Below are 2,567 nucleotides of genomic sequence, written 5' to 3' on the forward strand. Positions count from 1 at the left end.
CTTCGTCATTTTATCTTGGTGTTTTGTGCCTATACATTTATCCTGTGGCATAAGTTGACTGGGGGATTGCAAAGGCGGTGGGCGAATCGACCTTTAAACACTTTTGTGGAAGCCTTGGCAGCTTTTCGGACAGCGATGTCTTTCCGTTTCTTTGAGTGGCTGACCGAGAATCGGGATGTGTTTGCCGCTTACAAAGCCAGTTTAGGCTTTGTTTGGGCTTGAAATTTGTTTAAGTCCCATTAATCTCCGTTAACTGATGATATTTTAAGGAGTCAGATAATCCTTTGGCTATCGCCAACGCCACCGCTCTATTCTCAAATTCTCTTCGGGATAGTTGGCGGATTTTTTCTTGGGCATAATTCTTTTCTTGCTCGATTTTTTTCTCTAATTTTTTCAAGTATGATTTTTGTCTAGCTTGACTTTCAACTAGCAACCATCTTGGTTCTATCCCCCCATAGTTAGAGATGGTTTCCCTCCAGGAATAACCCGGTATTTCTGCATCGGTTAACTCTTTTTCTGCTCAAGGGGTGACAAAGAGGTTTAAAGGTAGGCAGGATAAAGACTCTAGCCAAATGTACCCCAAAGAAATAGAGTGGTTGCCATAACCACTCAAAAATTTAAAATGTTACCATCATTCTATCAGGCTTGTTTACAAGCTAATCTGAGCGAAGCACAATATCTTACCCGGCAAATCCTCATACTGCTCTTACAAGGTCACAGAACGGTACAATTAGAGAGATTAGCTGCCCTATTTCCTCAACCAATTACCTTTGAAAGCAGAAGAAGAAATTTACAGAGGTTTCTTAAGTTACCGCAATTAAGGGTGAAATTGTTATGGTTTCCGCTAATTAAACACATTATTAAGCAAGAGTTTAGCAGAAAAAATAAAAATCGACATCAAAGAAGAAAACTGAAAAAACTTAGGCATCTAGGACATCTGTTATTGGTAATCGACAGAACGGATTGGAAAGGAAGAAATTTATTTGTAGCCAGTGTTATTTGTGGAAAAAGAGCCTTACCTGTGTACTGGATATTGCTAGATAAAAAAGGAAGTAGTAATCTGGGGGAACAAAAAAAATTTCGCCAAGCCTGTGTTAAAACTCTTAAAATCTTATCCAGTCGTCGTGATCGGTGAGCGAGAATTTCAGAGTGTTCAACTAGGAAAGTGGCTAGACGAAAAGGGTATAGCCTTTATTCTGAGGCAAAAGAAGGGAATATCTTTGCTGTTATCAGGTGAAGACAAATATCAACCTCTAAAAGCTCTGGATATTCAACCAGGGACTGAGCAGTTTTTCTCAGGAATTTATTAGACAGATTCTCATAAACTTGGACCTTTTAATTTGGCAACTCGCGGTCAGAGACGCTATCGTAGTAAACAAGCCGAAGCTCCCTGGTATCTTATTACTAATCTTGACTCTTTAGAGAAGACTTTAAAGTTATATGAATCTCGTTTGGGAATTGAAGCTATGTTCAAAGATTGTAAAACGGGAGGTTATAATATCGAGAAGACTAAAGTTAGTGAACCTCGCTTTTTAGCTCTTGTTTTATTGATTGCTATCGCCTATTATTTAAATACGATACGGGGTCAACAACTCAATATTTTACCCCACCGTGTTTATATTTGTCGCCTCAAAGAATCTAATCGTTCTGCTGAAAGACATAGTGATTTTTGGATAGGTACTTATGGTACTTTTTGGGTTGAGTCGATGGATACTTTCTCGGAACTTGCCTTTTCTTTGATCCGCCTCAAACCCCAGAAAAACCCTTATTTCTCCAAAGGGTTAACGGCTATGAGCCTTATAAAGCAAGCTTTTTAACTGTTCTGTCACCCCTTGAGCTTTTTCTGAGATGCTATCGACTAACTCTTGAGCCTCTTTAATGCTGAAGGGGACTCGAGACAACCAACGCATTTCTCTCATTAGTTTTAAATTCTCTTTGCTATAGAGGGCGCTAAGCTGTTCGTAATTTAAATTGCTCGTTGAGACGAGGCAAGAGGCACTCTTGCAAAAGGCAACAGTAAAGAGATTGGGGGGGTTCAGCTAATCTAAGAATAAGCGGTTTAAATGCGTCTTAGCTTATCGCCGACTATTAAGTACCTAAGCAAAATTAATTACACATTTCGATAAAGCTTTTGCCTATTGCCTATTGCCTTTTGCCTATCCTAACCAAGAAATTAATTTTGCACGACTACTTAAACTGTCAAAGTCAACTGGTTTTTTAAATTCTCGGGCGATTTGACCAAAAACCGCTTTGTCCGCTTCATTTCCGTCCCCTACTTTCAGGAATAAAGGTACATCTCCATCCCCACTTACGATTAAGTCAATCATAAATTGTTTCAAGTCAGGTCGTCGGTCGCGGGAGTATCCGTAGGTAATTTTTATTGGCTGTTGTCTGGTTTCAATTTCTTCTCCAACTGCTCCTGATTTCAGGATTTCTACTGTTGGGTATTCCTTATTATAGCAATTCTCTGACTTATGAGGTACAGTAGCAACAGTGAGTAAACCAATTGCGAATATCTTTTTGAGTAACTTCTAACATAGCCAATTCAATCCCTTCTATTAAGTCTT

4 pseudogenes are annotated in these 2,567 nt (G+C 39.1%); 2 read left to right on the forward strand and 2 right to left on the reverse strand.

What is annotated here, in order from left to right:
* A pseudogene (locus tag H6F92_RS00395) lies at positions 1 to 222 on the forward strand (IS701 family transposase); the annotation flags it as partial.
* A gap of 19 nt (positions 223 to 241) precedes the next feature.
* On the opposite strand, the pseudogene H6F92_RS00400 reads toward H6F92_RS00395, so the two are convergent.
* Positions 242 to 520 (reverse strand): annotated as a pseudogene (locus H6F92_RS00400) (IS1634 family transposase); the annotation flags it as partial.
* Between the two features lie 102 nt (positions 521 to 622).
* Between H6F92_RS00400 and H6F92_RS00405 the strand changes: the two are divergent.
* Positions 623 to 1,817, forward strand: a pseudogene (locus tag H6F92_RS00405) (IS4 family transposase).
* 375 nt (positions 1,818 to 2,192) lie between these two features.
* Here H6F92_RS00405 and H6F92_RS00410 read toward each other — a convergent pair.
* Positions 2,193 to 2,468: pseudogene (locus tag H6F92_RS00410) on the reverse strand (IS1634 family transposase); the annotation flags it as partial.
* Positions 2,469 to 2,567 lie beyond the last annotated feature (99 nt).

It is taken from the genome of Microcystis wesenbergii FACHB-1317 (assembly GCF_014696875.1).
In the GTDB taxonomy this organism is placed as follows: domain Bacteria; phylum Cyanobacteriota; class Cyanobacteriia; order Cyanobacteriales; family Microcystaceae; genus Microcystis; species Microcystis wesenbergii_A.